Genomic DNA, 24,120 nt, shown 5'->3' with positions numbered 1-24,120 from the left:
ATTGAACATTCCATTATATTATTAAGGATAGAAAAGAATTTTAAAATGAGGCGAATGGTTATAAATGTCGAATGTTAAATTAGTGAATGTAACGGAGGAGATTGTTCGGGGTCTTGTGGGATTTCTACTACATGGAGTAGAATATCAAACGTTTTGTCATTGTGAACAATGTGAAATGGACGTCAATGCAATTGCATTAAATGCTTTGCCTACGAAGTACGTAGCATCTGACAAATCGAGAGATGCTGTTTTTAATCAATTAAATACGCCAGAAAGCATTGAAGAAATTAACAAACAAATTATTCGAGCGCTTCATGCGGTTAGTCGAAATCCAAATCATTGAAAATCAAGGATGCCAAATTTTAATTTTTTGGTATCCTTTTTGTTTTTTGAAATGCCATAAAAATTCAATTCAATAGCCTGTGCCGTTTTCAGTTAACTTTTTGTACAGTATTGTAGTAAACTGAAAGTAGCATTTTGAAAGAGAGGGAACAGTTTATGCCAACACCTAGTATGGAGGATCACATCGAACAAATTTATTTACTTATTGATAATAAAGGATATGCTCGTGTGTCTGATATCGCGGAAGCTTTATCTGTTCTACCTTCCTCAGTTACAAAAATGGTTCAAAAATTGGATAAAGATGGCTATTTAGTCTATGAAAAATATAGAGGCTTAACATTGACGCCAAAAGGGCAAAAGTTAGGAAAGCGACTTGTTCAGCGTCATGAGTTGTTAGAACAACTTTTACGATTAATTGGGGTCGATGAGGAACGTATTTATAACGATGTTGAGGGAATTGAACATCATTTAAGTTGGAATTCAATTGACCGTATTGCGGATCTTGTTCAGCTTTTAGAAGAGCAGCCTGAACTGACAAGGAAGCTAGAAGAAATGAAATCAAATCATAGTATGTAATGATTAACAAGAAAAAGGAGAATAACATGAATCAATTAATGAAATCAGGACAAGTTGTTGACTTAACGGTATTAGAAGAACAAGGATCGCGTTATATTTTAACAAATGGGGAATTAGAAATTCCTTTAAATGCATCAGATGTAGAAGAAACGCTAACAATTGGTGAGCATGTTAAAGTGTTTTTATATACAGACCGTCGAGGTGAACTACAGGCTACAACGATGGTTCCGCATATTACAGAAGCTGACTATGGTTGGGCACGTGTACTAAAAGTGACAAAAGAAGGCGCGTTCTGTGATATTGGTACCTCGCGTGAAATATTAGTCCGTGCAGAGGATTTACCAGTGATTGAAGAAGTGTGGCCTGAAGCAGGGGATTACTTGTACATGACATTACGTACAGATCGTAATGGTGATTTATTTGGTCGCTTAATTACAGAAGAAAAAGTAAATGATATGTATGAAGGCGCAGAAGAAGATATGTTCAACAAAAACATTACTGCACGCGCATACCGTTTATTACCTGTAGGGTCATTTTTACTTGGTGTAGAAACACCACATCGTATTTTTGTTCACGAATCTGAGATGAAAGCAGAGCCACGTTTAGGTCAAGATGTACAAGTTCGTATTATCGATGTAAAAGAAGATGGCTCGTTAAATGGCTCATTATTACCACGTAAACATGAGCGTTTAGGCGATGATGCAGATAAAATCCTAGCGTACTTAGAAAGTGTTGACGGTAAAATGCCATTTGGCGATAAATCAACACCGGAAGAAGTTCAAGAAATGTTTGGCATGAGTAAAGGTGCCTTCAAACGTGCACTAGGAACATTAATGAAAGCACGAAAAATTATGCAAAAAGATGGTTGGACAGAACTTGTTTAATCAAAAAAGCGACTTTTAAAGTAAGATGAGCGAAGGGTGAAAGTGAAAGCTTGAAACCTTTTGCTTTTTTTATACGTACTATTATATGAATGTATAGCTTTTTTACACGTAATAGGTAAAGATGGTATTGTACATTTGTAAAGGGGGCATTTTAACATGAAACAAAAATGGATATCATTTGTTGCGACAATTGTATTAATGGCATCGGTAGTATTACCGATGAATGCATTTGCAGCAACAGCGGAACAAAAAAATCCGATCAATGAAAAACTAGGTGTACCAATCGTCGTGTACGGCAGTAATTTATCTGCGGATGAAAAGGAAATTGTCAAAACTGCGTTACGAGTTGATAAAGAGACAGAAGTCGATGAAATTACAATTTCAGGACAAGATTTAGCGAAGTATATTAAAGATAGTAACCCAAATGCACGAATGTTCTCTTCGGCTAAAATTATGCGCCAAGATGAAGGGAAAGGCTTAACAATAAGCATCGTTACACCAGACAATATTACACAGGTAACTTCTGAAATGTATGCAAGTGCCATGTTAACAGCCGGTATTGAAGATGCCATTGTAGAAATTGCAGCGCCGAAACCAGTAACAGGTCACTCTGCGTTGGTAGGAATTTATAAAGCATATGAAGTAAAAACTGGGGAAACATTAGATATCGAGCGTACAGATGTGGCAAATGATGAATTATCTGTTGCGACTTCGCTTGCAGAATCTGCAGGTGTTTCGGATGCTCAAGTAGCAGAATTATTAACGCAAATTAAAAAATCAATTGCTGAAAACAAACCAGAATCAAGAGAAGAAGTACAAAAAATTGTAGAAGACCAATTAGCTAAATTCCAAATTAACCTAAGTGATAAAGACCGTCAATTGTTAGTAGATTTGATGGACCGCATTAGTAATTTAAATATTGATTTTAGCAAGTTATCTTCTCAATTATCTGATTTAAGTTCAAAATTCGAAGAAAAATTTGGTGCTATTTTAGAAGATGAAGGCTTCTGGCAAAGTGTCAAAAACTTCTTCACGAATTTGATTGATACGGTTTCATCATGGTTTTCAAAATAATAGTATCGAGTAAAGGCTTCCTTTTTAGGAGGCTTTTTATTTTTTTAAATGCAAAAGATTATGCTATATTGAAAATACAAAGAGGGAGGGAAATGTATGGAGTTTACGTACAACGATAAAGGAAACAATCAAGGTGCATTTGAGTGCATTTTAAATGGGGAGCGCGTTGCAGAAATTACATGGCTACTACGTGAGGATGTCATGAACATGGATCATACGTATGTTTCGGATGTGCTAAGAGGGCAAGGGGTAGCCCAAAAGTTATTAAATGCAGCGGCAGATTATGCGCGAGAAAACAATTACAAAATGAATGCCATTTGCTCATATGTCGTATCGGCATTTGAAAAAAGTGATGTATACGATGATATAAAAGCATAAAAAGTGAAAGAAGCTCATCGGAAAACTTCAATTCCGATGAGCCTCTTTTTCTTTTGTAAAATTTAAATAGCAACGAATAGAGAAATAATTGCAGTCAGAATAGAAGCGACACCAATAAGAGCGATAATCTCTGTCCATTCATAGCGGATTTCTTTATTTTGTAACATAAGCAACACTCCTTTTGTTTTGTGGTATCATAATCCTCTTTTATATAATTTATCCAAAAAGTGAATAGTTTAATCTTAAATTCATGAGTTTCAAAAAATATTTTTCGGGTAAATTATATACATATGAAGTAAATTGGGAGGGATTATACGATGGCAAAATTAAAAGGCAAAGGTGTCGTAGTAGCAGGTCTATTAGCAGGAGCTGCATCATTTTTAAGTAAAAAGGAAAATCGTGATAAAGCAATGGAATATATTAATGGGGCTAAAACGAAGGCAACCAATACAGTTAATGAACAAAGATCAAACTTTCAAGGAGGATTAGCTAACATGGAAGTGGGTGATGAAATAGGTGATGTTGCAGCCGACATTGCTGAAACTGCTGCTAATCCACAACAAGTTGACGAGAACAAGTTTATAAGTGAAGGTGGTGCACAAAAAACCATTAATGATTACAATCATCAACAACAATAATAAAAGGCCATGAAATCGTCCGTTTTGAACGATTTCATGGCCTTTTTAATTTATAAAATTAAGCTTTTGTAATTTCTTTTTTCATTGTTTTGTTTTTAGCAAGATTTACGTGCCAAGAAAGAGCTTCCTCTAAGAGATGAGGAGTTTGCGCGCCACCAGTTGCTTCAACAGCACGGTTGTAGTAATCCCATAATTGTTCTTTGAAATCTGGGTGTACACAGTTTTCAATGATTAAAGGTACACGTTCTTTTGGAGCTAAGCCACGTAAGTCAGCAATACCTTGTTCAGTTACGATTACATCTACATCGTGTTCAGTGTGGTCTACGTGAGAAACCATTGGTACGATTGAAGAAATCGCGCCACCTTTAGCATATGATTTTGTTACGAAGATACCAAGACGAGCGTTACGTGCGAAATCACCAGAACCGCCGATACCGTTCATCATTTTTGTACCTGAAACGTGTGTAGAGTTTACGTTACCATAGATGTCTAACTCAAGAGCTGTGTTGATAGAGATTAAACCTAAACGACGGATAAGCTCTGGGTGGTTAGAGATTTCTTGTGGACGTAATAAAATTTTATCAGCATACTTCTCTAAGTTGCCGTAGACTTTTTTCTGTAATTCCTCAGTTAAAGTAATAGAAGTTGCAGCGGCGAATTTAACTTTACCAGCGTCGATTAAGTTGAATACTGCATCTTGTAATACTTCAGAAGAGACAACTAGGTTTTCGAATTCTGAGTTTGCAAAGCCGTCTAATACAGCGTTTGCTACAGAACCTACACCAGATTGTAATGGCATTAATTCATTTGTTAAACGACCTGCTTTGATTTCAGAGCGGAAGAAGTCTAAAAGAATATTTGCCATATTTTGTGTTTCCTCATCTGGAGGAACGATTAATGAAGGAGCATCTAGCTCTTCAGAAATAACGATTGCTTGGATTTTAGCTGGATCAACTTTAATACCTTTTGTACCGATACGTTGTTCAGCGTTTGTGATTGGTAAAGGTTCACGTTTACCTTGCTCGCCTGGAACATAGATATCGTGAATACCGATTAATGATTCTGGGTGAGCAATGTTTAACTCAATGATAATGTTTTCAGCGTATTCAGCGAAGATAGGTGAGTTACCAACAGAAGTTGTTGGAATGATTTCGCCATCTTCAGTAATAGCTACTGCTTCGATGATCGCATGTTTGATAGGACCAATAATACCTTGACGTACTAACTCAGCATTGTGAGAAAGATGCGCATCAACATATTTGATTTCGCCTTTATTAATTAAACCACGCATTACTGAATCGCCTTGGAAAGGACCGCGTTTGTTAATAACACCAGCAGCTGCTAAGTGATTATCAACTTCAGGACCTAAAGAAGCCCCTGTATATACATCAATTTTAAATTTTTCATTTTGAGCGCGTTCTACTAAAGCCATAGGAACGACTTTTGCATCTCCAGCGCGAGTAAAGCCTGACATACCTACTACACTACCGTCTTCGATTAAAGCAGCAGCTTCTTGTGCAGACATTACTTTATCTGCTAATTGTTTTAAACCTAAACGTTTCTCAACTCGTGGATCCATTATAAAAATCCTCCCTTAAAAAAATTTTGATGGTTAAGAGCGAACAGGAAATATTAGAATTTTCTGTTTTTTTCACCAGCGAATGAACTGGCAGTTGTCTTAATAATATCATCAAATTGTCACATTTTCTTCACAGAAAGCATAAAAGCGCTTAAATATTGAAATTAAGAGAAAAAAGACGGGATTTCGACAATAAAATGTTATTTAATAGAAAATATTAAGAGTAGAACTTAGCAGATTTATGCAATAGCGATAAAAAATGAGGGAAAAAAGATTAATTGGAATTGTTGGATTTGTACGGAGTTAAAACAAAAGCGACTTGCTTTTAAGCAAGTCGCTAGCATTATTTATTAGAAACCTAGAGAACGACGGAAGTAACTAGCATAACGTTGGCTGACAGGAATGCGTGTACCGTCTTTCATAATTAATAAGAATGTTGAATGTGAATCTGGTTGAATTTCTTCAATAAAATCGATATTAACGATGTATGAACGATGGCATCGAATAAATGAGTCAGGTGCAAGGAATAACTCTAAATCGCTTAAATTTAGGCGGTGATAACCTTCACGGTGCATCGTTTTTACGAATGTTTTTCGTAATTGTGTTTCAAGATAAATGACTTGATTATGTTTAATTGGGTACCAGCAGTCGTCAATTTTAACAGTAATGTAGTTTGTTAAAAATGGTGATGGCTTTTGTGGGAAAATAGCAGTAATGGCACCTTTTGTTTCTCCTTCTTCGATTAGAGGGATGCTCATGCCGTAGTATGGTACACCAAATACATCAGATTCGATATAAGAATTGATCTTTTGGCCATACGTAAGTGCTTTGTAAGCAGCTGAACCTTCTTTAATTGGATCACCTGGTTTAATTTTTAAATCTACCTTTTTACTAGGTTGGTAGTATAAATACTCGTTTGTATCTGAAATTGCGATTGACGTATTTTCTGGGAAGAATTCTTTAATGACTTCCATAATTTCTTCGATTTGTTTTGGATCCACTCTCTAACACCTCTTTATAAGCATTTTATACAATTATGAACCATTTTACTACATATTTAAAGAATTTAGGTCGGGAAGATTTTATTTATTATAAAATAAATAAAATATTTTTCAAAATATGTTTTTTTACAAAAAAGTCAAATGGATAATAGTTACAAAAAGTGTGTTAGTAAATGCGTTTTTTGCGTGTTTCTTCAATTAAAATTTGTCTATTTTTCTAAAAAAGGGCATTAAAGTGAGTTCTTTGAACTATGCCTATTGTTAAAATTAGGTTGAAAGCAAAACTCAAAATATGGTAATATTCACTATAGTTACTAATAAATCGAATAATTATATGCAAAACATAGTATTGTATTATGAAAAATGTTGAAATAATGAATCATGACTTCATCCAAATGAATTATATAAATATAAGTATAAAGGTTTTATTAATTAATACTTTGTATAATATAGCAAATTTTTGTGTTGCTTTTGCAAATAACAGAATGTCTATTCTGAAGAAAGATGGGATAATCTATGCAACTACATCAGCATTCAATTTCGGAAACGATTTCAAAACGATATTTCCAAGAAATCGATAATATTAATCAGTATGCAGGGATTGAAGATTTTTTTGTATTAGAGTCAAAACTTCTATTTGAGGTGTATCATTTAGAAGCAACGAAGGCAAAAAAGACGCTCCATGAAATTATTGATATTTTATCGGCTCGTTTTGGTAAACAAGTAATTAAAGTAGTACGTCATTATTTTATCATTTTGTCATCGATTGTTGCTCGTAAGTTATTAGATAATCAAGTACCTTCGAAAAAAGCATTTGCCTTTAATTTAGCCTGTGCAGACATGGTAGAAAACAAAATGAAAGACGCGGAGTTCTTACAATTTGCTGATGACTTAATTGATTTTTATGTGTACTTTATCGCAGATCGAAAGCAACCAACATTCCGTCATCAAACCGTAAATAAAGTTATTATGTATATTAATGATGAACTGGAAAATGATTTGACGGTAGAGAGCATTGCAGCAAACTTTCATATTAGTACGAGCCATTTATCTCGAATCTTCCGTGAACATGTAGGCATCACATTAGTAGAGTACTTAAATGTTCGTCGTGTGGAGGAATCTCAATACTACCTACGTCATACAAATAAGAGCATTACATCAATTTCTGAACAGTTCCATTTTTGTAACCAAAGCTACTTTACACGTATTTTCAAAAAATATACGGGGGTTACACCAAAGCATTTCCGTGATGAGTTGCACCATGAATTTTTCCGTTTTGAAATGATGGAATCTGAATATGAAAATGTATAATTCAACTAGCAAATAACTCTGTTCTTAAATTTCTGAATAAAATGAAAAATATAATAAGAACTCTACATGACAAAGTTGATTGGAAACGTTAAGACGTATCAATTAGCAAATAAGTAATGTAGGGTTTTTTATTTATGAAATGTAAAGCAAGCTTGCTATTTTTAGTTTTAGTAAAAGTGCGTTATACTTCAAATTAGTTAAATAAAATTTAAGAAGTAGGATGAGTTAAGGGGATAGCAATGAAAAAAAACGGAAAAGTGATTTCACTAATATTAGTAGCGGCAGCAAGTTTTTCAGCTTTGTATTTTATCGTAAAACAAAATATAGATGCAGCGGTTCTATCTATGACCATTATGTTCACATTAACGAACTTTTTCAGAGCACGTACGTTTAAAGAACAGGGTCATGCAAAAGAGTCAAAATGGATGCGAACAATGGCCATTATTTTTGCGATTTTATCTGTTGTCGTATTAGGTATCATGATTGCTGGCTAATACATATAAAAGCATATATAACTAAAGATTTTAAAAAGAAGGCGAAACATAATGAATTCTAAATCGAAAAAAAGAAGTCCTATCGTTCTTATTGCATCGATTTCAGCGTTACTTATAGTGGCAATTTGTGGGGCAGTGTATTACAAATATGTAGTAGTAGAAGATCCTATTGCACAGCAAGAAAATTCAGAGGAACAACTAGCTACAGAACTTGATTCAAAAGATGAACAAACGACAGAGCCTGATTCAACCGATGAACAATCTGATCCACATCAAGCGTCTACAAGTGATAAAGCGGAACAACCTACTTCATCGACCCAAACTGAAAAACCAGACACATCAACGAATGAACCAAAAGACCAAGTTGAATTACTAAATGGTTATGTTGTGGGACAACAACCAGCAACTGAGCCTACATATGTAAATGGTATTCTTATCGTAAATAAAAAGAATCCATTACCACCAACGTACAATAAAGGGGAGGACCCTAAAGCAAAAGCAGCTTTTGAAAAAATGGCGGCCGCTGCAAAAAATGAAGGTTTTGAATTAGTCCCATTTAGTGGCTTCCGTTCTTATGAATATCAAACAACACTTTACGACCGTTATGTAAATCGAGATGGTAAGGATGCAGCAGATCGTTATAGTGCCCGACCAGGATACTCGGAGCATCAATCCGGACTTGCTTTTGATATCGGTGAAAAAGGACGAGAAGATTTATGGTTAACAAGTGCATTCGGTGAATCACCTGCTGGAAAATGGCTTGTAGAAAATGCCCATAAATACGGCTTCATTTTACGTTATCCCGAAGGAAAAGAAGATGTAACAGGCTTTATGTATGAGTCTTGGCACTTCCGTTATTTAGAAGGGGACACAGCGGCGAAAGTTTATGAAGCGGGTGTCACATTAGAAGAATATTTAGGGGTTTAATAATAAAGGCAGAGAATTAGGGGACACCTACAATTCTCTGCCTTTTACTTTTATAAGATTGGTGAAAGTAATCGGGATATTGATTCTTTAAACTTAATAACATTTCCGCGAGCTTCGTAGAGTTCTCTTGTTAATTCTGAGCAGTCTAAAATATCGCGTTCAAAAATTTCTGCTAATCGATGTGCAAGTTCTTCGTTATAGATAAGTGCATTTACTTCAAAGTTTAAGCTAAAGCTACGCACATCAATATTAGCAGTACCAACTGAAGCGACTTCATCATCGACGACGATCGTTTTGGCATGAATAAAGCCTTTTTCATAATGATATACTTTTGCTCCTGCTTCTACGAATTGACCGACATAGGAGTATGTAGCCCAAAAAACAAACATGTGATCAGGTTTATTTGGAATCATGATACGCACGTCTACACCTGATAAGGATGCTAAACGAATCGCGTCAAAAAATGACTCGTCGGGAATGAAATAAGGAGATTGAATATAAATATATTTTTTGGCATTCGCAATTAAGCTCAAATAATTATATTTAATAACTTCCCATTCAGTATCTGGCCCACTAGAAATGATTTGAAGTGCCGCATTCCCCTTTTGAGGGATAATCGGGAAATAACGCTCTGCATAACGAATATCGTTTTTGGCACTAGCTTGATTCCAGTCAAGGATAAAGCGTGTTTGTAAAGGATGTACGGCGCTTCCTTCGATTCGTAAGTGTGTGTCACGCCAGTAGCCAAAACGATCAGATAGCCCAATATATTCGTCCCCGACATTAAAGCCGCCGATGTAGCCAATACGCCCATCAACCACGACAATCTTACGATGATTTCGGAAGTTTAAACGTGGATTAATAAGCGGGAGTATCGATGGGAAAAATACTTCAACCTCTCCGCCTAATTCTATAAGCTCCTTGAAATGTCGTTTCCTAACGCCACGAGAGCCCATTTCATCATACAGAATTCGAACCTTTACACCTTGTTTCACTTTCCGCATGAGTGCATTCATAATCCGTTGACCTAAATTATCGGGCTTAAAAATATAATACTGAATATGAATATGATTTTTTGCATTCAAAATATCTTGAATAAGTGCCTCAAATTTATCGCTACCATCATCAAAAATTTTCACAGCATTGTCTTGTGTTAATACCGCATTATTTGTCTTTAAATTCATATAAATGAGATGGTTATAATTTTTCATATGTTCTGAACGAAATTCAAGTTGTTCTTTCTCAATCGCCTCAATTTGATAGCTAACAAGCTTTTCAATACCAATATCTTTTTGACCATCCCAGCGAAATAAATGTTTTTTTCTAAGCTGACGCCCTAACAGTAAATATAGGAAAAACCCTACAAATGGTAAGAAAAACAGTACGAGTAGCCAAGCCCACGTAGAAGATGGTTTTTTGCGCTCTAAAAAAATGACCGCTATTGCAAATACGATATTAACGAGCATGGTTAAAGGCAATAAAATATAACTTTCAATAAATGTGCTCAAAAAGTTCACCTACTTTCACTGTTTTTCACTATTATAGCGTATTATTTGTATTCAAAAAAAGAAACACTCAAACAATAGCTGTCGAGTGCTTGGAAAAAAGTGGAATCATTCGTATTCTTCTACATGAAAATAAATATCCGAAAAATCAAGCTGCGCCAATTTTTTAGAGTTAATGAAAAAGCTAATAATCCCACTATCGCCCCACATAATCCCTTGCTCGTCATTTGAAACAATTTGAAGTAATAACGTATCATATCGCTGTAAGAAGGGTGATCCTTTTCTAAAGTCCTTATGAATAAAATAAGGATAGCCGCCAACTTTATGTTCTGCAGCCAGATAGATTTCTAAATAGACATCCTGAAATGATCGCTCATCTAACGTAATAGAAGCATTCATTAATTCGTTCTCAAAGTAGTTTTCCAAGCGGTAGTCAGTGGCAGACACTGGTTCAAATTGGGTTCTGATAACCAATTTCATCTCATGCCGCATCGGGAAATGCTCGAAATTCACTCCGTTTAAATAAGTGAAGTCCTGTACAGGATGAAGATAATCTTCACTTAGTGGAATATATTGCACTTTGAAATAACAATTTTCAGAGCAATATTTTACTTGTTCATAGCATCGTTGTGAAATGTAAAATTGTAAAATCCCTTCTTTTGGAAAGGGTTGTGCTAATTGAAATTCTGAAAAGTTAAGTTGCGCCAGAAATAACATATAATTATTATTTATGTCTTTAGGATGCTCCATTTTATCGAGTACTAACGGAAGTCCAGCAAATTTACTTTCATGTAAATAACAAGACTGTTGAATAGGATTTAATAATGCCGCTTGTTCAGCGGAATTCGTTAAGTTTGAATGGAAAATGCTTAATTCTTTTGGAATATAAATATTTTTATCGTAATTATTCATAAAGTTTCCTCCGATGAAGTAACATTCATTTGAACTTATTGTAAAAGAATATGCCTAAGTAAGACGTTCATACATGCTGTTTTAACTTCATAAAATGTTTGTGATATTACAATATTTCCACTTGTAATTTTTGCTAAACATGCTTAAAATTTATTTGCAAAACATTTTAACTATGAATATAGTGGGAAATGATAAATTTGATGTTTTTTTGTAGTACCAGTTGGGGAAAACGCAATTTATCATAAAATTCCTGGGTGATTATTTTTCATTGCAAATAAAAAAATAAATTATGCATGAAATATCCTGAAAAAATGGTTTAAATTATTATTGAAGTGGATACTATTAATTAATGAAGCAGTTCCTTTTGTAACAAAATTGCAAAACAATCAACAATCGATTCATGGTAACATATAGAAGTAAAAGGTCTGACCTCTATGATGAAACTCATATTAAATAAATTCGTTATATAGATTACTAAGGAAAGTTTGAGGTGTAAGGGAATGGCGAAAGAGATTGATTTAAAACGTATTGTTTCAAACTTATCAAAAATAGGTGTTACGGCGACAGTTACGAAATCGCGTCTCGAGCTTTTAAAAGTATTAACACCACCGAAGCAAACTCCACAAGCACAAAACTAATGAAATTTAAAACGCCCGTTGCTAATTTTGCAACGGGCGTTTTTTTATTCATCTTCTGGATCGTTCGATGTGAACATATACGTGCGGTAATGGAATTTCATGCTAAATACAAGTCCAATTGCGAGCGCATTCCCCATTAACGAACTACCACCATAACTTATGAACGGTAGAGGGATGCCGGTAATAGGTAATAGTTGAATCGTCATCCCAATATTTTCAAATACGTGGAATGTAATCATCGCGATAATCCCTGCACAAACATATGTACAAAATGGATCTTTTATAAGAAGCGTCATTTTTGTTAAATGAAAAATTAATAAGAAATATAAACAAATAACTGCACTAGCTCCAATAAAACCCCATTCTTCACCGATTACAGCAAATATAAAATCGGTATGGTTTTCGGCAACATACACTTCACGTCCCATAAATCCTTTACCAAAAATCTCACCTGAACCAATGGCATTTAGTGAAGTAATTAAATGGTATCCATCCGAAGTTGCATATGAATAAGGATCAAGCCACGAGTAAATACGTGCAAATTGATAAGGTTGGAAGCCAAATGTGTTTTCAAGGAAGTCCTGCATGTATAAGGCCATCCATAAAAGTGAACCGCCAATGACAGCTGTTCCCCCAACTAAGGGTAAAAGGATTTTCCATGATACACCAGCAACGATAACTAATGCGACGGTAATCGCGATAAATACTAAAGATGAACCAAGGTCTGGCTGTAACATGATAAAGCCTAAGGGAATAACTAGGATGACGCCAAGTTTACCAAGTAACATTAAGTCAGTCTTTACGGTTTTGTTTTGAAATTGTTCATTATGCTTACTAATTAAGTAAGCGGCGGCAAGTATGAAGAAGGTTTTCATAAACTCCGCTGGCTGAAGATTCCCGATAGGTGTTTTAAACCAACTTTTTGCCCCGTTTAACTCAACGGTTAACGTTCCTGTAGGGAGGACAACTAGTGCAACTAGTAACAGTATTCCGAATCCATATAGTGGCCAAGCCATCCTTTTAATTTGGTCTGGATCAAAATACATGACAAATGCGACAATAATTGCAAAAATGACATAGCCACGAAGTTGAAGTGGTACATAATTTAGTCCGTATTGCCCCGATGTTTGAGCCGAAGCGATAGCTAGTAAACTGACACCGAGAAAAGCACATAAAATAATCGCAAGTGACCAGTCGAATCGTTTATTAAAATTATGATTATTAGAATCCATTCATTTCACCTTATCGTTAAAATTTTCTATTAAACACGTGCAAATTCTGATACTTTGTAATAGGCAACGAGTTAAAAGAAGCGGTTTTTTTCGCTTGTCTAACTTTATCATACTCTATGAAAAAATACTTTAGTAAGCTCGTAGCAAAAGAAGTGACGAAACCGCGTATAAAATGTTTCAAAATTACACAATAAGTCATATAATAATCATATTATTCATGTTAAAAGGAGCGTGTATGTCGTGGCGAAGAAAATGAAAGCAGCAGAAGATTTTATGCATCACTTATATATACATATGAATGATGTTGAACATTTTGTTATATACAGTGGGCTTACATTGAAGCAATTTTTAACTTCAGTGGAATCTGTGAAAAATGTTTTACTTTTAAAGCACGACTATGAAGATGGCGCCTTTAATATGCATACACAATTCGACTTTGTAAGCAGTGAAGATACACGTGACTTTATAAAAAAGGATAACGATTTAAAGCATGATTTGTGCTGGGTTGATTTTACATCTGAAAAAAATGTTAATGCGTTAACGCCCTTGGAACAAGCAGAACTACTTTATTTTAGTCATAAAAGGGAACCGTTAGCGACTCCGTTTTTTAGTAAATTACAAAATCGTTATGCATACTATTCTTCGGTTTCAGATAAAATGACGAAAGTTTATTATCGTTTTATTGGCGACTCGGAAATTCTTGTTTCAAATTTATTTAATCAAATGATTAAGGAAAAAGAAGGAGCCGGAAGTTTTTGGAGAAGGAAAAGTAAAAATAATTCGCCAATGATTGATCCTTCAACAATGCGATTATATAGACCTTTTGTGAAGGAAGGCGCGTTACTCTCACTTTATAAGTTAGATAAACCAAATGGACAGTACGGGATTGAAGTAAGAACTTTATCAGATTACGATTTCCCAGATGAAGTTTGGGATGATTTACAGGAAATTTTAAAACTTGGCTATGATGAATTAATACAAATTAGCTAACACTCACAGCATCTAGGCGGTGAGTGTTTTTATAACGGAAATGGGTACGTTTTTAGTAAAGAGAGTATTCGTGATACACTAAGTATAGTGAAAAAATGGAGGTCAAAAAAATGAAAAAAAGAATCGGTTTATTATATGGAGGAAAGTCTGCGGAGCACGAAGTATCGCTTTCAACTGCAAAGGCAGTAACGCAAGCTTTAGATTTTAATGATTATGATGTAACGCCGATCTTTATTACGTTAGACGGAGAATGGCGCGTTGGACCTCAGTTAACAGAAGCTGCGCAATCAATTGAACAATTACAATTTGAATCTACTTCAGCTCAAACTGAAAATAATATAACTCAATTTATCGAAGCACATATGAACAATCCATTTGACGTGATTTTCCCGTTATTACACGGTACAAACGGAGAAGATGGAACTGTTCAAGGATTTTTAGAAGTATTAAATGTCCCGTACGTTGGCAACGGTGTGATTGGTTCAGCTGCTGGTATGGATAAAGTAGTCATGAAGCAACTGTTTGAAATGGCAGGCCTACCACAAGTTCCTTACGCCTATTTCATCCGCAGTGAATGGGAAAAAAATGAGGCACAATTAACAAAACAATGCGAAGAAACATTAGGTTATCCAATGTTCGTAAAACCTGCAAACTTAGGCTCAAGCGTTGGGATTAGTAAAGCATCGAATGCAGCAGAACTTAAAAAAGCAGTACAATTTGCGCTTCAATATGACCGTAAAATCGTCGTAGAGCAAGGTATTATTGCACGGGAAATTGAACTAGGTGTACTCGGTAATGACGATCCAAAAGTGTCAGTTGCCGGTGAAATCAAACCAATGACAGATTTTTACGATTATGAATCAAAATATAAAGATGGCTCCACTGCGTTAATTATTCCAGTAGAACTTCCAGAACAAGTTTATGCGGACTTAGTCGATATGGCGAAAAAAGCATTTAAATCTATTGATGGTGCTGGTTTAGTACGTGCGGACTTCTTTGTTACAGCAAACGATGAAATTTACATCAATGAAGTTAACACAATGCCAGGATTTACACCGGTAAGTATGTACCCGTTATTGTGGCAACATACGAATTTACCGTATCCACAATTAATTAAAAAATTATTAAGCTTAGCTGTCGAACGTCATGCGGAAAAACAAAAGCTTCAATACAATAAAGATTGAGTGGGATAACTAGTGAAAAAAAATTTAAAACAATTAGCAGCGTGGTTGCAAATTGAAAATCAAAAATTTGAAGATACTGTGGTAACTGGTATTTCAATTGATACACGTACGATAAAACAAGGGGATCTGTTCATTCCATTCCGAGGCGAAGCAGTAAATGGTCACCGATTTGTAGAGCGAGCTTTTGAAAAAGGGGCAACTGCTTCTTTATGGATGAAGGATGAACCAAATCCGCCTGAGCATCTTCCACTTATTTTTATCGATGACCCAGAAGAAGCGCTTCAGCAAATGGCGATTGCTTATCGTAAAGAACATAAAGCAACGTTTATCGGTGTAACAGGCTCAAATGGTAAAACTTCATCAAAGGACATTTTAGCAGGCACACTAAGTCCTTACTTTAAAGTGCAAAAAACAATCGGAAACTTTAACAATCAGTTGGGGTTACCGATTACGATTTTGCAGTTAGATGAGGATACAGAAATATCTGTGCTTGAAATGGGTATGAGTGGTTTTGGAGAAATTGAATTTTTAACAAAATTAGCGCGTCCGCATTATGCCATCATCACCAATATTGGTGAGGCACATATGCAAGATTTAGGTTCTCGTGAAGGGATTGCAAAGGCGAAATTTGAAATTATTCAAGGCCTATCAGAAGAAGGTATTCTTTTCTTCGATGGAGATGAGCCATTACTTCAAAACCTAGTTGCGAAAACACCGAACTTAAAAACACAGTCATTTGGTTTTACAGCAGGGCAAAATTTAATCGCCTCAAATATTGTTGCGACTGCGCAAGGGAGTAGCTTCCACGTTGAAGGAGAGATTGAAGGGGACTTTTTCATTTCGGTATTAGGTGAGCACCAAGTGAAAAATACGTTAAATACGCTGCTTGTCAGTAAAGCAATTGGCTTAACAGATGAGCAAATTCGCTCGTCTTTAAAACAAGTTGTCTTAACGGATATGCGTATGCAACTCATTCCTGTGGGTGATTTACTATTTATAAACGATGCGTATAATGCAGCCCCAACTTCGATGCGTGCGGCGATTCAATTCGTTCAGCAAACGACAATTCGCTCTGAAAAATGGCTCGTTCTTGGCGATATGCTAGAGCTTGGTGATGACGAACAGCATTTCCACGAAGAAATTGCAACACATATTGATGCGCAAAAAATTGATACGGTTTGCTTATACGGTCCACGTATGAAATGGCTATATGATAAATTGCAAGCAAAAATGGATGCTACAAAACTTGTCTATTCCGAACAAAGTTATGCACCAATTCTTGAAAAAATTAAAAAAGATGCATCTGCGCAAACGATTATATTAGTAAAAGGTTCGCGCGGTATGCAATTAGAAACAGTAATTAAAGGGATCGAGTTAGCGTAAAGCTGGCTTGATGCCTTTTTCTTTTATCGTTGAATGACTATCAAGTAAAATAAATAACAAGGAAATTTTTCACTGGTTGTAGATTCTATGAAATGGGTGGATTATATGAAAACGGGCGTACTCTTTTTACATGGATTTTCTGGGGGACCTTATGAAGTGCAGCCATTCGCAGATTATATAAAAGAACAAACCGACTGGACAATCTCCATTCCAACATTTTCTGGTCACGGAGTAGCGGAGCATTTAATGATGAAGGGCTATAAAGCGGAACACTGGATGATGGAGGCGGAAATTGCCTATCGTAAACTCGCAAAGCAAGTGGATGAAGTGATTGTCGTTGGCTTTTCAATGGGTGGCGTGATTGCCATGTATTTAGCAATTCGTTATAAAGTAAAGAAGCTCGTATTACTAAGCGCTGCAGCAAAATATGTAAGCCCTAGTCAATTAGTAAAAGATATTCGTTTTATGGCGAATGATGCGATACATAAAAAATTGCAGGACAATGAATTATTCGCACGTTATAAATTTAAATTTAAAAATGTACCGCTAAGTGCAACGATAGAATTTATGAAGGTTGTTCAAAAAACAGCACCGTATATTTCGAATATTAATTGTCCAACATTCATCGTTCAAGGCTTACTGGATGGCATTGTACCGAGCACTACAGGGCCATTTTTATTCGATCAAATTGGGTCAAAAGAAAAGTATATGTATATTTCGAAATATGGGAAGCATCATATTTGTTATAGCGATGACAGTGATCAATGGTTCGATGAAGTGTATCGATTTTTAAGGAATGAATGACAATGTTTGACGATTTCATATAAGCATTATCATTGCATACCGTTACAACCCGTGTTAGACTAGTGAAAGCAATGGATACATTTTGTGCGAAGGCTCTTCAGACAATTTTGATGAAGAGTGCTTTTTTTTGATAACGGTTTTATTCTATTTTGAACATATATTTCAATTAAGAAACTGTAGAATTGAACCGCTCGGCAATGACCGGGCTTTCCTTTTCATATAAGAGACTCTGCAAAAGATACAGCAGAGATAATTTTTTAAGTAACGGAAACGTTCCATATACAATGGCTCGAAATTTGCCGCCATTTCATCTGAAAATGTAACCATTTGTCAACTTATAAGTAAAAAGGAGATTGAAGAGTTTGACAAATTTTTCAGAATTAAATATTAGTGAATCTACATTACGTTCAATTAAACGTATGGGATTTGAAGAAGCAACACCAATCCAAGAAGGTACAGTTAAGTTTGCAATGGATGGCCGTGACGTATTAGGTCAGGCGCAAACTGGTACAGGTAAAACAGCTGCATTTGGTATTCCTTTAATCGAGAAAATTGATCCAAAAAACCCAAATATCCAAGCTTTAGTAATTGCCCCAACTCGTGAATTAGCAATCCAAGTTTCAGAAGAACTTTATAAATTAGGCTTTGATAAACGCGTAAAATTATTATCAGTTTATGGTGGTCAAGAAATCGGTCGTCAAATCCGTGCTCTTAAAAACCATCCACAAATTATTGTTGGGACACCAGGTCGTATTCAAGACCATATTAACCGTCGTACATTACGCTTAGATGAAGTTCAAACTTTAGTATTAGACGAAGCAGATGAAATGTTAAACATGGGCTTCATTGATGACATTAACGCGATTTTAGAAAACGTGCCATCAACTCGTCAAACATTATTATTCTCTGCAACAATGCCTCCAGCAATCCGTAAAATTGCTGAGACATTCATGAAGAACCCAGAAATCGTTAAAATTAAAACGAAAGAATTAACAATGGAAAACATCGAACAATTCTACGTGAAAGCAACTGATCGTGAAAAATTCGATGCATTATCTCGTTTATTAGACTCTCAAAAACCAGAATTAGCAATCATCTTCGGCCGTACAAAACGCCGTGTTGATGAGCTTTCTCAAGCTTTAGGTTTACGTGGTTTCATAGCTGAAGGTATCCATGGTGATTTATCTCAAGCAAAACGTATTTCTGTATTACGTCAATTCAAAGAAGGTAAAATTGACATCCTAATCGCAACTGATGTTGCTGCTCGTGGGTTAGATATCTCAGGTGTAACACATGTTTTCAACTTCGATATTCCACAAGATCCTGAGTCTTATGTTCACCGTATCGGTCGTACAGGTCGTGCAGGTAAATCTGGTATTGCTGTAACATTCGTAACACCTCGTGAAATGGGTTACTTACGTATCGTAGAAGAAACTACGAAAAAACGTATGACTCCTTTACGTCCACCATCATCTGAAGAAGCTTTAGTTGGCTTACAAGAAGATGCGATGAAATCATTAGTGCAATTAGTACAAAACAATGACTTAGGTAACTATCGTGAATTAGCAGCTCAGTTATTAGAAAATAACGAAGCGTTAGATTTAGTTGCTGCAGCATTAAAATCAATCACTAAAGAACCTGATGCTACACCAGTATCATTATCTGAAGAACGTCCACTTCCAATGCGTCGTAGTGGTAATGGCGGAGGCGGCGGAGGCCGTGGCCGTGGTGGTAATGATCGTGGTCGTGGAGGCCGTGGTGGTGACCGTCGTAGTGGTAATGGCGGTGGTGGAGATCGTCGTCGTGAAGGTAGCGCAAGCCGTAGTGGTAGCGCAAGCCGTGATGGAGGTCGCCGTGAAGGTGGTGCCCGTCGCGAAGGTGGAAGCCCAGCTCCAAGTCGTGACCGTCGTCCTCGTCAACGTCGCGAAGACTAATATTTCAATTCAAACACCAACGAAGAATTCTTCGTTGGTGTTTTTTTATGGATAAGAAAGTATAAATTTTAAAGAAATCTACATATAAAAAGAAATAATTTGGCGGAAACCCTTTTTTTCTACTCGAAAAAAAGAGAAAATGAAACAAAATAGCTATCCAATCGTATACGATAAGAGGAGAAAGAGGTGGAATGTGTGAGAGAGCAACCAAAGTATCAGTTACCAAAAAAAGCACAAATTGTTTGGCGTTTATACGGAATCATTCAAACCATTATTTTAGCTATTGTCGCAGCAGGTGTAGTTTTTGTAACGAAAAGATTTGATTGGCCAGAGTGGATTATGTGGGTATCAATTGGCGTAGTAATCCTTTCTATAATTTGTTCGATTGTTATTTTTCCAAGCATTCGTTGGAAAATTTGGCGTTATGAAGTACGTGAGCAAGAAATTGAAATTCAAAGTGGATTATTTGTCGTGACGCGTACACTTATTCCAATGGTACGCGTGCAACATGTAGATACGGAACAGGGTCCCATATTAAAAAAATACAATATCGCGAATATCTCCATTTCTTCGGCTGCAACCGTACATACGATTCCAATGTTAGAGCTTGAAGAAGCAGATCTGTTAAGGATGAAAATTTCAGAACTAGCAAGGGTGGCGGAAGAAGATGTCTAATGAAAAAAAGAAACTTCATCCAGTTACCGCCATTATTAACGTAGTTAAAGCGTTAAAGGATTTGCTTTTTCCTATCATTATTATTTTAGTAGCCAATGGTTTTAACTTGAATTTTGATTACAAAGATGAAAACTTTTTTAGTGAGATGGTTCCGCTACTTATCCTTGTAGTTGTCGTAGTTTGGACTATGGTCAATGGGTTAATTAAATGGATAACCTTTTCGTATTGGTTTGAAGATCGTGAATTACGTGTTGAATATGGACTGTTTGTAAAGAAGAAGCGATACATTCCATTTGAAAGAATTCAAAATCTAAATTATAAAGAAGGAATTTTCCATCGTTTCTTTAAGCTAGTTCAAGTGCAAGTTGAAACAGCAGGTAGCAAAAATGGAAAGCCTGAAGCAGAATTAACAGCTGTAACAAGAGAAGCAGCTGATGAAATTGAAATTCAAATGAAGCGAGCGAAGGAACAGGGAGTAGTGGAAGAAGATTCACAAATACAGAATACAGTGGAAGCGTCTTCTACTCCTATTCATAAAATGAAAATTCCTGAATTATTATTACTAGCAACAACTTCAAGTGGGATTGGTGTAGTATTAGCTGGGGTATTCGCAGTGATCTCACAATTTGCGGAGTTTATTCCATTTGATCGTATTTATGATGAAATGGCGTTTTTACTGAAATATAGCTTTATTGTAATCGCGATCTTAATTGCTATGGGGCTGCTATTAACATGGATCATTTCAGTGGGAATTACCTGCTTAAATTATTATAATTTTACTGTCACGAAGGAGCAGGAACGCCTTATTATTACGCGGGGGTTAATTGAAAAAAAGCGTGTGACGATTCCACTGCATCGCGTGCAAGCAATTAAAATTGTTGAAAATCCATTGCAGCAACTATTTGGCTTAGCATCTGTCGCAGTAGAAAGCGCGGGTGGTGGTTTTAGTGGAGAAGCGGATAAAAAAATTATTTTATTCCCACTTATTGCAAAAAAAGAAGCGATACAGCCGTTAATGGCTCTTTTTCCAGATTATGAATTTACGATGGCACCATCCGTTCAACCACCAAAAAAGGCACAGCGATTTTTCTATCGTATGGATTTTTTATGGGTAACCCCAACAATTGCAGCATTATCTTATTTCCTTTACCCATATGGGCTACTGTCACTGCTATTAGTTATTCTAATTTTATTGCTGGGCAAATGGCAGTTTAAAACAACGGGTTATTCGATAAAAGGTCAACAGTTAACCATTGTATCGCGTTCCATCAGTCGTGTTACATTTTTCGCAATGAAAAATCGAATTCAAGTAACAAAAGGGAGCCAAACTTATTTTCAAAAGCGTAAAGAAATTGGTTCTGCGAAAATCGTGGTCATGTCTGGTATGACAGGTGCTTCTGCAACGGTCCGTCATATAGATCGCCAAGAAATTGAAAAAATTTTAAAATGGTATGAACGATAAAAGGACCGCTCTCAAATTGATGAGAGCCGTCCTTTCATTATTTTACGCGTTTAATTTGTTTTTTTCGCCAACGTAGCATATTTTTGGGATTGAAATAAACAATACCTAAAATAAACCCTGCTACAAGACCACCTAAATGCGCGGCAATATTTATGTTTGGTGTTACGAAGGACATAATGACACTAATGACAATTAAAGGCAAAATAATTTGTTTCAGCTGTGGGAATAAGTTACGTGTATAGTAAACAAGTGCAGCGAACGCACCAAAAATACCGTAAATTGCACCGCTAGCCCCAACACTTGCATAGTAAGGATCTTGCGTTAGGTAGGTTGCAGCCTCTCCGAAGATACCCGCTAAAAAGTAAATCGTTAAAAAGCGTATTTTTCCTGCGATTTTCTCGAGCTCAGGTCCAAATAAAAAGAGCGAGAACATATTAAAAAGCACATGTGTAAATCCAGCATGAATGAACATAGATGTAATAATACGCCACCATTCACCAGCAGCGATTAATGCATTTACACTCATGCCTGCATAAATAAGGTCTTCTCCAAAGCCGGGAATTAATGTCAGTAAATAAATAATAAGATTGAGCGCAATAATTGACGATACTACTGGATATAACGTAATGTATTGTTTAAAATTTTCTCTACGAATGAACATATTTCACCTCAATTAAGTCTTATACAACTATACAACACTATTTATTAATTATACATTGGAATAACAGTCAATTGGAAGGAGGAGCCTCTAAATGATTAAAGGAATTGGACTAGATTTAGTCGAATTAGCTCGAATAGAAAAGATGATAACGCGATCGGAAAAATTTCAGCAAAGGATTTTAACATTGCGCGAGCTCGCAATCTTTGAAACACTTTCACCGTCTCGAAAGGTTGAATTTTTAGCAGGACGATTTGCTGCAAAAGAAGCGTATTCAAAGGCAAATGGTACGGGCATTGGAGAAGGGTGCGAGCTGCATCAGATTGAAATTTTAAAAGACGAGATTGGGAAACCAATTCTTTACTTTAATGGTATGCGCGTAAATGGTTTTATTTCGATTACACATACGCATACTACGGCAGCTGCACAAGTAATCTTAATGAACTAATACATACATGTCGAAAGTTTTTCATATGTTGTTTTATCTGATTGGACAAAAAGAAAGGATGAAACATTGAAATTCCGAATGCTCATTGTAGTAGTAGCTAGTTGCTTAATGTTAGTTGCTTGTGGAAAAGCGACACAGAAGGAAGTTATTCAGGAAGTAAGTGAAAAGTGGAGTGAAGCAAAGGGCTATGAACTAAATGCAACGATGGAAGTTCGAACGGGTGCAGAACCACGAATGTATGACGTTAATGTATGGCATACAAAACCAGACTTTTATCGCGTTACAGTCAATACACAAGGCGATCAAGAGAAACAAATGATTGTTCGCAATGAGGAAGGGGTATTTGTTGTCACACCAGCATTAAGAAAAACGCATAAATTCCAAAGTGACTGGCCAAAACAAAATAGCCAAGCCTATTTAATTGGTGCTTTAGCAGAAGACTTGTTAGCCGATAATGCGGCTGTCATGTCAGAAGATGAAGAAAATTATCTATTTGAATTAGCAACGCGCAATGTAGAAAAAACAGCATTGCCAGTACAACAAATTGCTATTAACAAAAAAACGATGCTGCCAACAAAGGTAAGTGTTCTTGACGAATCCCTTAATGAACAAATTATTATTACCTTTAAGGATATTAAACTAGGCGTTCAACATAAGGCAACGGAGTATGCTGTAGAAAAATTCTCGGATGATGAAGAAAAGCAGACAACAAGTGCCGATAAAGAAAACACAGAGTTTAAAACGTACTATCCAACGATTGACTGGACGCATACAAAACTAACAGATGAATTTGAAGTACAAGAAAATGGTAAGAACCGCATCATTTTAACGTATGAGGGGGAGAAACCATTTACGTTTATGCAGCAACCGATTACTTACGATGAAATGACACTACCTGTTTTTGCACCAGGTGACCCAGCTGATTTAGGCTTTACGATTGGAGCAGTAACAGATCATTCCATTCAATGGGATCAAGATGGTATGTCCTTTTTTGTTGCATCAACGACCTTATCTAAAGAAGAGTTAATGGAAGTTGCTGCGAGTGTACAAGAAAGTAGTATGAAGTAATTTACAATTTTTGGTTTAAAATA

General features: G+C 36.0%; 25 protein-coding genes. 19 read left to right on the top strand and 6 right to left on the bottom strand.

All coding sequences use genetic code 11. The features are described 5' to 3' along the window. Positions 1-64: 64 nt before the first annotated feature. The 6 genes from DCE79_RS17045 (at position 65) to DCE79_RS17020 (ending at position 3,892) form a co-directional block, all read left to right on the top strand. Positions 65-343: a late competence development ComFB family protein gene (locus DCE79_RS17045; protein WP_108714145.1), complete on the top strand. Its 279-nt coding sequence runs from the start codon at positions 65-67 to the stop codon at positions 341-343. Positions 344-498: 155 nt separating this feature from the next. Further along, a complete protein-coding gene (gene mntR / locus DCE79_RS17040) occupies positions 499-918 on the top strand; it encodes a transcriptional regulator MntR (protein ID WP_108714144.1) in 420 nt (139 codons plus the stop codon). A gap of 26 nt (positions 919-944) precedes the next feature. Next, positions 945-1,802, top strand: coding sequence for a CvfB family protein (locus DCE79_RS17035; RefSeq protein ID WP_108714143.1), 858 nt, complete (start codon positions 945-947; stop codon positions 1,800-1,802). A gap of 156 nt (positions 1,803-1,958) precedes the next feature. Further along, positions 1,959-2,876, top strand: coding sequence for a DUF1002 domain-containing protein (locus DCE79_RS17030; protein ID WP_108714142.1), 918 nt, complete (start codon positions 1,959-1,961; stop codon positions 2,874-2,876). 96 nt (positions 2,877-2,972) lie between these two features. Beyond that, a complete protein-coding gene (locus tag DCE79_RS17025) occupies positions 2,973-3,254 on the top strand; it encodes a GNAT family N-acetyltransferase (protein ID WP_108714141.1) in 282 nt (93 codons plus the stop codon). 317 nt (positions 3,255-3,571) lie between these two features. Beyond that, the gene (locus tag DCE79_RS17020; RefSeq protein ID WP_108714140.1) at positions 3,572-3,892 is read left to right on the top strand and encodes a 3-oxoacyl-ACP reductase; all 321 of its coding nucleotides are present in this window, start codon (positions 3,572-3,574) and stop codon (positions 3,890-3,892) included. 58 nt (positions 3,893-3,950) lie between these two features. Here the strand turns inward: DCE79_RS17020 and DCE79_RS17015 are convergent, their stop codons facing one another. Further along, complete coding sequence (locus DCE79_RS17015) at positions 3,951-5,471, bottom strand: succinyl-CoA:acetate CoA-transferase ScpC (RefSeq protein ID WP_108714139.1); 1,521 nt, start codon at positions 5,469-5,471, stop codon at positions 3,951-3,953. A 350-nt stretch (positions 5,472-5,821) separates the two neighbouring features. Continuing rightward, positions 5,822-6,472 carry a LytTR family DNA-binding domain-containing protein gene (locus tag DCE79_RS17010; protein WP_108714138.1) on the bottom strand — a complete coding sequence of 217 codons (651 nt, stop codon included), beginning with the start codon at positions 6,470-6,472 and terminating at the stop codon, positions 5,822-5,824. Between the two features lie 516 nt (positions 6,473-6,988). Between DCE79_RS17010 and DCE79_RS17005 the strand changes: the two genes are divergently transcribed. From DCE79_RS17005 to DCE79_RS16995, 3 genes are all read left to right on the top strand, one after another. Beyond that, positions 6,989-7,783, top strand: coding sequence for a helix-turn-helix transcriptional regulator (locus DCE79_RS17005; RefSeq protein ID WP_108714137.1), 795 nt, complete (start codon positions 6,989-6,991; stop codon positions 7,781-7,783). Between the two features lie 239 nt (positions 7,784-8,022). Further along, the gene (locus DCE79_RS17000; protein ID WP_108714136.1) at positions 8,023-8,277 is read left to right on the top strand and encodes a hypothetical protein; all 255 of its coding nucleotides are present in this window, start codon (positions 8,023-8,025) and stop codon (positions 8,275-8,277) included. A 51-nt stretch (positions 8,278-8,328) separates the two neighbouring features. Further along, entirely contained in the window at positions 8,329-9,204 is an 876-nt protein-coding gene (locus DCE79_RS16995; RefSeq protein ID WP_108714135.1) for a M15 family metallopeptidase, read from the top strand. Between the two features lie 50 nt (positions 9,205-9,254). Here DCE79_RS16995 and cls read toward each other — a convergent pair whose 3' ends face one another. Together cls and DCE79_RS16985 are read right to left on the bottom strand one after the other, a co-directional pair. Further along, on the bottom strand, positions 9,255-10,670 hold the full coding sequence (cls, locus tag DCE79_RS16990; protein WP_199912344.1) for a cardiolipin synthase: 1,416 nt from the start codon (positions 10,668-10,670) through the stop codon (positions 9,255-9,257). Positions 10,671-10,817: 147 nt separating this feature from the next. Next, the gene (locus DCE79_RS16985; RefSeq protein ID WP_108714133.1) at positions 10,818-11,621 is read right to left on the bottom strand and encodes a YwqG family protein; all 804 of its coding nucleotides are present in this window, start codon (positions 11,619-11,621) and stop codon (positions 10,818-10,820) included. Between the two features lie 500 nt (positions 11,622-12,121). Here DCE79_RS16985 and DCE79_RS18675 point away from each other — a divergent pair, with 500 nt between their 5' ends. Beyond that, positions 12,122-12,259, top strand: a complete 138-nt coding sequence (locus tag DCE79_RS18675; RefSeq protein ID WP_168214699.1) for an Lmo0850 family protein — start codon at positions 12,122-12,124, stop codon at positions 12,257-12,259. Between the two features lie 44 nt (positions 12,260-12,303). Here DCE79_RS18675 and DCE79_RS16980 read toward each other — a convergent pair whose 3' ends face one another. After that, positions 12,304-13,491 carry an FtsW/RodA/SpoVE family cell cycle protein gene (locus tag DCE79_RS16980; RefSeq protein WP_108714132.1) on the bottom strand — a complete coding sequence of 396 codons (1,188 nt, stop codon included), beginning with the start codon at positions 13,489-13,491 and terminating at the stop codon, positions 12,304-12,306. Between the two features lie 240 nt (positions 13,492-13,731). Between DCE79_RS16980 and DCE79_RS16975 the strand changes: the two genes are divergently transcribed. The 7 genes from DCE79_RS16975 to DCE79_RS16945 all read left to right on the top strand — a co-directional run bounded on the left by DCE79_RS16975 (position 13,732) and on the right by DCE79_RS16945 (position 21,923). Continuing rightward, positions 13,732-14,481, top strand: a complete 750-nt coding sequence (locus DCE79_RS16975) for a hypothetical protein (protein ID WP_108714131.1) — start codon at positions 13,732-13,734, stop codon at positions 14,479-14,481. Between the two features lie 110 nt (positions 14,482-14,591). Continuing rightward, positions 14,592-15,665, top strand: a complete 1,074-nt coding sequence (locus tag DCE79_RS16970) for a D-alanine--D-alanine ligase (protein ID WP_108714130.1) — start codon at positions 14,592-14,594, stop codon at positions 15,663-15,665. A 12-nt stretch (positions 15,666-15,677) separates the two neighbouring features. Then, positions 15,678-17,048, top strand: coding sequence for a UDP-N-acetylmuramoyl-tripeptide--D-alanyl-D-alanine ligase (murF, locus tag DCE79_RS16965; protein WP_108714129.1), 1,371 nt, complete (start codon positions 15,678-15,680; stop codon positions 17,046-17,048). 105 nt (positions 17,049-17,153) lie between these two features. Beyond that, a complete protein-coding gene (locus tag DCE79_RS16960) occupies positions 17,154-17,852 on the top strand; it encodes an alpha/beta hydrolase (RefSeq protein ID WP_108714128.1) in 699 nt (232 codons plus the stop codon). Positions 17,853-18,214: 362 nt separating this feature from the next. Continuing rightward, the gene (locus DCE79_RS16955; protein WP_108714127.1) at positions 18,215-19,786 is read left to right on the top strand and encodes a degradosome RNA helicase CshA; all 1,572 of its coding nucleotides are present in this window, start codon (positions 18,215-18,217) and stop codon (positions 19,784-19,786) included. 195 nt (positions 19,787-19,981) lie between these two features. Further along, positions 19,982-20,461 (top strand): PH domain-containing protein, encoded by a 480-nt coding sequence (locus DCE79_RS16950; RefSeq protein ID WP_108714126.1) that lies wholly within the window; start codon positions 19,982-19,984, stop codon positions 20,459-20,461. Continuing rightward, complete coding sequence (locus DCE79_RS16945) at positions 20,454-21,923, top strand: PH domain-containing protein (protein ID WP_108714125.1); 1,470 nt, start codon at positions 20,454-20,456, stop codon at positions 21,921-21,923. The genes DCE79_RS16950 and DCE79_RS16945 overlap by 8 nt, the downstream gene beginning before the upstream one ends. Positions 21,924-21,960: 37 nt before the next feature. On the opposite strand, the gene DCE79_RS16940 is transcribed toward DCE79_RS16945, so the two are convergent. Next, positions 21,961-22,584 (bottom strand): rhomboid family intramembrane serine protease, encoded by a 624-nt coding sequence (locus tag DCE79_RS16940; protein WP_108714124.1) that lies wholly within the window; start codon positions 22,582-22,584, stop codon positions 21,961-21,963. Between the two features lie 91 nt (positions 22,585-22,675). Between DCE79_RS16940 and acpS the strand changes: the two genes are divergently transcribed. Together acpS and DCE79_RS16930 are read left to right on the top strand one after the other, a co-directional pair. Next, on the top strand, positions 22,676-23,029 hold the full coding sequence (acpS, locus tag DCE79_RS16935; RefSeq protein WP_108714123.1) for a holo-ACP synthase: 354 nt from the start codon (positions 22,676-22,678) through the stop codon (positions 23,027-23,029). A gap of 66 nt (positions 23,030-23,095) precedes the next feature. After that, the gene (locus tag DCE79_RS16930; RefSeq protein ID WP_108714122.1) at positions 23,096-24,097 is read left to right on the top strand and encodes a LolA family protein; all 1,002 of its coding nucleotides are present in this window, start codon (positions 23,096-23,098) and stop codon (positions 24,095-24,097) included. Positions 24,098-24,120 lie beyond the last annotated feature (23 nt).

The sequence above is a fragment of the Lysinibacillus sp. 2017 genome (assembly GCF_003073375.1).
In the GTDB taxonomy this organism is placed as follows: Bacteria; Bacillota; Bacilli; order Bacillales_A; family Planococcaceae; genus Solibacillus.
The sequence above is the reverse complement of the archived record's forward strand: the minus strand, read 5'-3'. Positions and strand labels throughout refer to the sequence as shown.

Bases quoted from the DNA above. Each gene is read 5' to 3' on its own strand.
- DCE79_RS17045 (WP_108714145.1), top strand. From the start codon at position 65: ATGTCGAATGTTAAATTAGTGAATGTAACGGAGGAGATTGTTCGGGGT.
- mntR (WP_108714144.1), top strand. From the start codon at position 499: ATGCCAACACCTAGTATGGAGGATCACATCGAACAAATTTATTTACTT.
- DCE79_RS17035 (WP_108714143.1), top strand. From the start codon at position 945: ATGAATCAATTAATGAAATCAGGACAAGTTGTTGACTTAACGGTATTA.
- DCE79_RS17030 (WP_108714142.1), top strand. From the start codon at position 1,959: ATGAAACAAAAATGGATATCATTTGTTGCGACAATTGTATTAATGGCA.
- DCE79_RS17025 (WP_108714141.1), top strand. From the start codon at position 2,973: ATGGAGTTTACGTACAACGATAAAGGAAACAATCAAGGTGCATTTGAG.
- DCE79_RS17020 (WP_108714140.1), top strand. From the start codon at position 3,572: ATGGCAAAATTAAAAGGCAAAGGTGTCGTAGTAGCAGGTCTATTAGCA.
- DCE79_RS17015 (WP_108714139.1), bottom strand. From the start codon at position 5,471: ATGGATCCACGAGTTGAGAAACGTTTAGGTTTAAAACAATTAGCAGAT.
- DCE79_RS17005 (WP_108714137.1), top strand. From the start codon at position 6,989: ATGCAACTACATCAGCATTCAATTTCGGAAACGATTTCAAAACGATAT.
- DCE79_RS17000 (WP_108714136.1), top strand. From the start codon at position 8,023: ATGAAAAAAAACGGAAAAGTGATTTCACTAATATTAGTAGCGGCAGCA.
- DCE79_RS16995 (WP_108714135.1), top strand. From the start codon at position 8,329: ATGAATTCTAAATCGAAAAAAAGAAGTCCTATCGTTCTTATTGCATCG.
- cls (WP_199912344.1), bottom strand. From the start codon at position 10,670: ATGCTCGTTAATATCGTATTTGCAATAGCGGTCATTTTTTTAGAGCGC.
- DCE79_RS16985 (WP_108714133.1), bottom strand. From the start codon at position 11,621: ATGAATAATTACGATAAAAATATTTATATTCCAAAAGAATTAAGCATT.
- DCE79_RS18675 (WP_168214699.1), top strand. From the start codon at position 12,122: ATGGCGAAAGAGATTGATTTAAAACGTATTGTTTCAAACTTATCAAAA.
- DCE79_RS16980 (WP_108714132.1), bottom strand. From the start codon at position 13,491: ATGGATTCTAATAATCATAATTTTAATAAACGATTCGACTGGTCACTT.
- DCE79_RS16970 (WP_108714130.1), top strand. From the start codon at position 14,592: ATGAAAAAAAGAATCGGTTTATTATATGGAGGAAAGTCTGCGGAGCAC.
- DCE79_RS16960 (WP_108714128.1), top strand. From the start codon at position 17,154: ATGAAAACGGGCGTACTCTTTTTACATGGATTTTCTGGGGGACCTTAT.
- DCE79_RS16945 (WP_108714125.1), top strand. From the start codon at position 20,454: ATGTCTAATGAAAAAAAGAAACTTCATCCAGTTACCGCCATTATTAAC.
- DCE79_RS16940 (WP_108714124.1), bottom strand. From the start codon at position 22,584: ATGTTCATTCGTAGAGAAAATTTTAAACAATACATTACGTTATATCCA.
- acpS (WP_108714123.1), top strand. From the start codon at position 22,676: ATGATTAAAGGAATTGGACTAGATTTAGTCGAATTAGCTCGAATAGAA.